The 6000-nt window shown below is 72.5% G+C and carries 6 protein-coding genes; 5 read left to right on the top strand and 1 reads right to left on the bottom strand.

Features of this window, described 5'->3' with window-relative positions; genetic code table 11:
* Nucleotides 1-642 (top strand): cbb3-type cytochrome c oxidase subunit I (locus tag ACFWU6_RS22260; protein ID WP_383982647.1); only part of this gene is annotated, 642 nt, incomplete at its 5' end.
* A 72-nt stretch (nt 643-714) separates the two neighbouring features.
* Nucleotides 715-996, top strand: a complete 282-nt coding sequence (locus ACFWU6_RS22255) for a hypothetical protein (RefSeq protein ID WP_383982645.1) — start codon at nt 715-717, stop codon at nt 994-996.
* 161 nt (nt 997-1157) lie between these two features.
* Here the strand turns inward: ACFWU6_RS22255 and ACFWU6_RS22250 are convergent, their stop codons facing one another.
* Nucleotides 1158-2954 (bottom strand): AMP-dependent synthetase/ligase, encoded by a 1797-nt coding sequence (locus ACFWU6_RS22250; protein ID WP_383813181.1) that lies wholly within the window; start codon nt 2952-2954, stop codon nt 1158-1160.
* 229 nt (nt 2955-3183) lie between these two features.
* On the opposite strand from ACFWU6_RS22250, the gene ACFWU6_RS22245 reads away from it, so the two are divergent.
* The 3 genes from ACFWU6_RS22245 to ACFWU6_RS22235 all read left to right on the top strand — a co-directional run bounded on the left by ACFWU6_RS22245 (nt 3184) and on the right by ACFWU6_RS22235 (nt 5926).
* Nucleotides 3184-3969: a metallophosphoesterase gene (locus ACFWU6_RS22245; protein ID WP_383813183.1), complete on the top strand. Its 786-nt coding sequence runs from the start codon at nt 3184-3186 to the stop codon at nt 3967-3969.
* A gap of 133 nt (nt 3970-4102) precedes the next feature.
* Nucleotides 4103-4543, top strand: a complete 441-nt coding sequence (locus tag ACFWU6_RS22240) for an SRPBCC family protein (protein WP_383982642.1) — start codon at nt 4103-4105, stop codon at nt 4541-4543.
* A gap of 171 nt (nt 4544-4714) precedes the next feature.
* Nucleotides 4715-5926 carry an ArsA family ATPase gene (locus ACFWU6_RS22235; RefSeq protein ID WP_383982639.1) on the top strand — a complete coding sequence of 404 codons (1212 nt, stop codon included), beginning with the start codon at nt 4715-4717 and terminating at the stop codon, nt 5924-5926.
* Nucleotides 5927-6000 lie beyond the last annotated feature (74 nt).

The raw sequence follows: 6000 nt of genomic DNA, 5'->3' as shown, positions 1-6000 counted from the left end.
GGCCTCACCGGCATCATCCTGGCGTCACCGCCGATGGACTTCCACGTCACCGACTCCTATTTCGTGGTGGCCCACTTCCACTACGTCGTCTTCGGCACGGTCGTCTTCGCGATGTTCGCCGGCTTCTACTTCTGGTGGCCGAAGATGACCGGCACGATGCTCGACGAACGCCTCGGGAAGATCCACTTCTGGACGCTGTTCATCGGCTTCCACATGACCTTCCTCGTCCAGCACTGGCTCGGAGCCGAGGGCATGCCCCGCCGCTACGCCGACTACCTGGACGCCGACGGGTTCACCGCGCTCAACACCTTCTCCTCCATCGGAGCCTTCCTCCTCGGCGCGTCCACCCTGCCGTTCTTCTACAACGTGTGGAAAACCGCCAAGTACGCCCCCCGCGTAAGCGTCGACGACCCGTGGGGCTACGGCCGCTCCCTCGAATGGGCCACCTCCTGCCCACCGCCGCGGCACAACTTCGTCACCCTGCCCCGCGTCCGCTCCGAGTCGCCGGCCTTCGACCTCCACCACCCGGAGATCGCCGCCTTCGACTACGCGGGCGACCACAAACGTGACGTCATCGACCAGGACGGGGCCTCCGGCCCCCGCGGCTCCCGGCCGGGAACAGGCCCGGCCCAGCCCGAGTAGGCCGGGACCCAGCCGATGAGTGAACGCTCCGAGGAAACGGCTGCCGGGCTCGCCCGGATCGAGGGATACCTCATGAGTCAGGCAGCACTGGGAGAAGCCCAGGGTCAGGGCGAGGCGTTCGCCCTCGCCCTGACCTGGCTCGGCCCCTGCGAACAGAACGAGATCAGCCGCCTGTTCGCCCAGCACCACCTCGATCTGCGCAAGGAGATGCTCACCGCGACCATGGTCCGGGCTGACGAACTCAAAGCGGAGTACTCACAGCGGTACGACCACCTGCGCCGGCGCATCACCGGCCTGGCAGGGGCCGCCCTCGGGCTCTACACCCTCATCCTGGCCTTCGTCTGCCTTCTCTGAACGCGTCCGGCCGACCGGGCTGCCTCGAACAACGACACACCCTGCACGGTCCATGACGTCGTACATCCGATGGCCTGCGGGCAGGGAGCGAGGCGGTTCGACGGGGCTACTGCCTGTCCCCACACCAGGGTCGTGGCCGAGGACCCCCGCCGGCGGGGGCATCAGCCCCGGTACAGCGCCTCGATCTCGTCCGCGAAGTCCTTCGCCACCACGTTCCGCTTGAGCTTCAGCGACGGCGTGATGTGGCCCGACTCCTCCGTGAACTGGGAGGGCAGAATGCGGAACTTCCGCACCGACTCCGCCTTGGACACCGCCGCGTTGCCGTCGTCCACGGCCCGCTGGACGGCGGCCACGAGATCCGCGTCCTCGCGCAGTTCCGCGGCCGTCACCCCGGCCGGCTTGCCGTGTTCGGCGGCCCAGCGCCCGAGGAACTCCTCGTCGATGGTGACGAGCGCGGCCACGAACGGCCTCGCGTCGCCGACGACCATGCACTCCGCGACCAGCGCGTGCGCCCTGATCCGGTCCTCGATCACCGCCGGGGCGACGTTCTTGCCGCCCGCCGTGACGATGAGCTCCTTCTTGCGCCCGGTGATCGCGAGGTAGCCGTCCTCGTCGAGGGTGCCGACGTCGCCGGTGTGGAACCAGCCGTCGGTCAGCGCCTCGGCCGTCGCCGTCTCGTTCTTCCAGTAGCCGCTGAAGACGTGCTCGCCGTGCAGCAGCACCTCGCCGTCGTCGGCGATGCGCACCACGGAGCCCGGCAGGGGCTGCCCCACCGTGCCGATCTTCTGCTTGTCCCACGGGTTGAAGGTGGTGGCCGCGCAGGACTCCGTCAGGCCATAGCCCTCCAGGACCGTGAAGCCGATGCCGCGGAAGAAGTGCCCGAGCCGCTCGCCCAGCGGGGCGCCGCCGGAGATCGCGTACTCACCGCGCCCGCCGAGGACCGCGTGCAGCTTGCCGTAGACGAGCTTGGAGAAGAGCCTGTGCTTGAGCCTGAGCCCGAAGGAGGGCCCGCGCGGGGTGTCCAGCGCCCGGCTGTACGCGATGGCGGTCTCGGCGGCCGCGTCGAAGATCTTGCCCTTGCCGTCGGCCTGCGCCTTGGCGCGCGCCGAGTTGTAGACCTTCTCGAAGACGCGCGGCACGCCGAGGATCAGCGTCGGCCGGAAGGACTGCAGCTCGTCGGTCAGGTTCTTGATGTCCGGTACGCAGCCCAGCCGGATCGGCGCCAGTACGGCCGCCACCTCCACCAGGCGCCCGAAGACGTGCGCCGCCGGGAGGAAGAGCAGCACCGAACACTCGCCGGTCTTGAACAGCGGGCTCAGCCGCTCCACCGCGTTGCCGCACTCGGCGAAGAAGTTGCGGTGGGACAGCACGCAGCCCTTGGGCCGGCCGGTGGTGCCCGAGGTGTAGACGATGGTGGCGGGGTCGTCGGCGTTGGCGAGGCCGCTGCGCTCGTCGACCTCCGCGTCGGTGACCGCGGCGCCCGCCGTCCGCAGCGCGGCCAGGTCCCCCTGCTCGATCTCCCAGACCTCGCGCAGGTCGGGCAGCCGGTCGCGCAGCGAGGCCACGGCCGCGCTGTGCCCGGGGCTCTCGACGATCGCGGCGACCGCGCCGGAGTCGCCCAGGATCCACTGGATCTGCTCGGGGGAGCTGGTCTCGTACACCGGGACGGTGACGGCGCCCGCGCTCCAGATCGCGAAGTCGATCAGCACCCACTCGTAGCGGGTGCGGGAGATCAGGGCGACGCGGTCGCCGGGGCGGACGCCAGCCGCCATCAGACCCTTGGCCGTCGCCCGGACCTCGGCGAGGAACTCGGTCGCACTCACGTCCTGCCATCGGCCGTCGACCTTGCGGCTCATGACGGCGGTGTCTGGATGCTGAGCGGCGTTGCGGCGGATGAGATCCGTCAGGTTCCCGTCCGACGGGACCTCGTACAGGGCCGGAAGGCTGAACTCGCGCAAGACTGCTGCTCCTCTGGGCGCCATCGCCACCGTGTGGACCGACCGGACGTTACCCACCGGTAGTGGGTTCCGGATAGGGGGAACCGGCCAGATGTTCCCTGCGTCACATGACGCGGACGTGCCATGCCGACAGTAGTCGACCCCGTTTGCGACTCGGAAGTAACCGCAGGTCCGGCCGCCTCCGCCACCCCCTCTACCCCGCGTCCCCGGGCGCCCCTAGGGTGGCGGGATGGGTGGCAGGAAAAGCAGCACGCGGGTCCACGTCGTGAGCGACGTCCACGGCAACACGGAGGCCCTCGCCAGGGCGGGCGACGGCGCCGACGCGCTGATCTGCCTCGGTGACCTCGTGCTCTTCCTCGACTACGCCGACCACTCGCGCGGCATCTTCCCCGACCTCTTCGGCACCGAGAACGCCGACCGGATCGTCGAGCTCCGGACCGCCCGCCGGTTCGCCGAGGCCCGCGCCCTCGGCCGGACGCTGTGGGCGGGCCTGGACCGCGAGCAGATGATCGAGAGCGCGGTGCGCCGCCAATACGCCCGGATGTTCGCCGCCTTCCCCGACCCCACGTACGCGACCTACGGCAATGTCGACATCCCCGGTCTATGGCCGGAGTACGCCGACCGTCCCGGCCTGACCGTGCTGGACGGCGAACGGGTCGAGATCGGCGGCAGGGTCTTCGGCTTCGTCGGCGGCGGACTGCCCTCGCCGATGCGGACGCCGTACGAGGTGGACGAGGAGGAGTACGCCGCCAAGGTGGAGGCCCTGGGCGAGGTGGACGTGCTGTGCTCGCACATCCCGCCCGAGGTGCCGGAACTCTGCTACGACACGGTCGCCCGCCGGTTCGAGCGGGGCAGCGAGGCGCTGCTGGCCGCCATCCGCCGCACCCGCCCCCGCTACGCCCTCTTCGGGCACGTGCACCAGCCGCTGGCCCGCCGGATGCGGATCGGGGGCACGGAGTGCGTGAACGTCGGGCACTTCGCGGCGACGGGCCGTCCGTGGGTCCTGGAATGGTGAGCGGCCGGCGGACCGCGGGTGGAGCAGGCGGCGCCGGAGGGCGCTGGAGTGGTCGGCCCCGCACGCGCGGTAGCCTTCGAGCGGCGGCCAGGGCCGCACACTTCCTCGAACACTCCCCGGAGGAGCAACCGCGATGGCGGAACACACCAGCTCAAGCATCACGATCGAGGCCGCGCCGGCCGATGTGATGGCCGTGATCGCCGACTTCGCCCGCTACCCCGAGTGGACCGGCGAGGTGAAGGAGGCGGAGGTGCTGGCCACCGACGCGGAGGGCCGCGCGGAGAGGGTACGGCTGCTGCTCGACGCCGGTGCCATCAAGGACGACCACACGCTCGCCTACACCTGGAAGGGTGCGGACGAGGTCAGCTGGACCCTCGACAAGTCGCAGATGCTCCGCCAGCTCGACGGCTCCTACCGGCTGGCCCCGCTCGACGGCGGCGCGCGCACCGAGGTCACCTACCAGCTGACCGTGGACGTCAAGATCCCGATGCTCGGCATGATCAAGCGCAAGGCCGAGAAGGTCATCATCGACCGTGCGCTGGCGGGCCTGAAGAAGCGCGTCGAGTCCACCTGACCCCCTGCGGGGACGCGTCCGCCGGGGGCACCGCCCCCGGGCCCGGCGCCCCCTCCCGCAGCCGGGACGCGGCCCCCGGGGCTCCGCCCCGGACCCCGCGCCTCACACGCCGGCGGCTGGATTCGGCCGGCGCTCAAGGCGCGAAGACCATCGAACCGGAGTAGCCGCACCATGCGCACCCTGCTGATCACCGGCCCCGGCGGGGCCGGGCGGACCACCGTGGCCGCGGCCACGGCCCTCGCCGCCGCCCGGCAGGGGCAACGGGTGCTGCTGCTGTCCGGGGACCCCGGCGACCCGATGGCCGCCCTGGTCGGCGGGCCGGCGGGACCGTCCGCCGAGCCCGTGCCCGGACTGCGGGCCGTACCGGTGGCCGAGGGGCTCCGGGTCGCCCGCGTGGACTCCGGGGAGGAGTTCCGCGACGAGCTCGTCGCCCTCCAGGAACGCGCCTCCGGACTCCTCGGCATGGTCGGCGCCCGGCCCCTCGGAGCGGAGGAGCTCACCGAGCTGCCCGGCGCCGAGCAGTTCGCGCTGCTGCGCGCCCTGCGGCGGGCCTCCGCCGCGCCCGGCACCGACCTCGTCGTGGTCGACATGCCCCCGCTCCACCAGACCGTGGCGACCCTGGCGCTCCCCGCCCAACTGCGCCGCTACCTCGCCCGGCTGCTCCCCGCCGAGCGGCAGGCCGCCCGCGCCCTGCGCCCCGTACTGGCCCAGCTGGCCGGCGTACCGATGCCAGCCCGGTGGCTGTACGAGGCCGCCGCCCGCTGGGACGAGGAGCTGGCCGCCGTCCAGGCCGTCGTCGAGGCCGACACCACCGGCGTCCGGCTGGTCGCCGAACCGGGACCGGCCGCCCGCGCCGCCCTGCGCACCGGTCTCCTCGGGCTCGCCCTGCACCAGCTGGCCGTCACGGACCTGGTGGCCAACCGGTGCGTGCCGGACTCCGCCGACCCCTGGGCCGCCTCCCTCGCCGCCCAGCAGCGGGCGTTCCTGCGCGAATGGGACCCCGGCGTCCCCGTGCGGGAGGTCGCGCACCTCGGCCGGGACCCGCGGGGCCCCGGCGACCTGGCGGAGCTGGCCGGTCCCGCCGCCCGCGGGCCCCTCGCCCCGGTCCCGCCCGGCGGGGGCGACCGGGCCTGGCCCGTCGAGGACCGCCTCGCCGAGGACGGGGTGCTCGTCTGGGCCCTGCGGCTGCCGCACGCCCGCAAGGGCGAACTCGACCTGATCCGCCGCGGCGACGAGCTGCTGCTCACGGTGGGCCCGTACCGCAGGGTCGTGGCGCTGCCCTCGGCGCTGCGCCGCTGCGCGGTCTCCGGCGCCGCCCTGGCGCAGGACGTGCTCCGCGTCCGCTTCACACCCGATCCCGGCCAGTGGCCCCGTACGTCCTGATCCCCCTACCGCCGTTCGGGTACCGTCGAAGGTAACCACTACCGCCGCCCCGCAGCCGCAGCAGGAGAGTCCGC

Origin of the sequence: Streptomyces sp. NPDC058674 (genome assembly GCF_042716505.1) — a bacterium.
Lineage (GTDB): Bacteria > Actinomycetota > Actinomycetes > Streptomycetales > Streptomycetaceae > Streptomyces.
The sequence above is the reverse complement of the archived record's forward strand: the minus strand, read 5'-3'. Positions and strand labels throughout refer to the sequence as shown.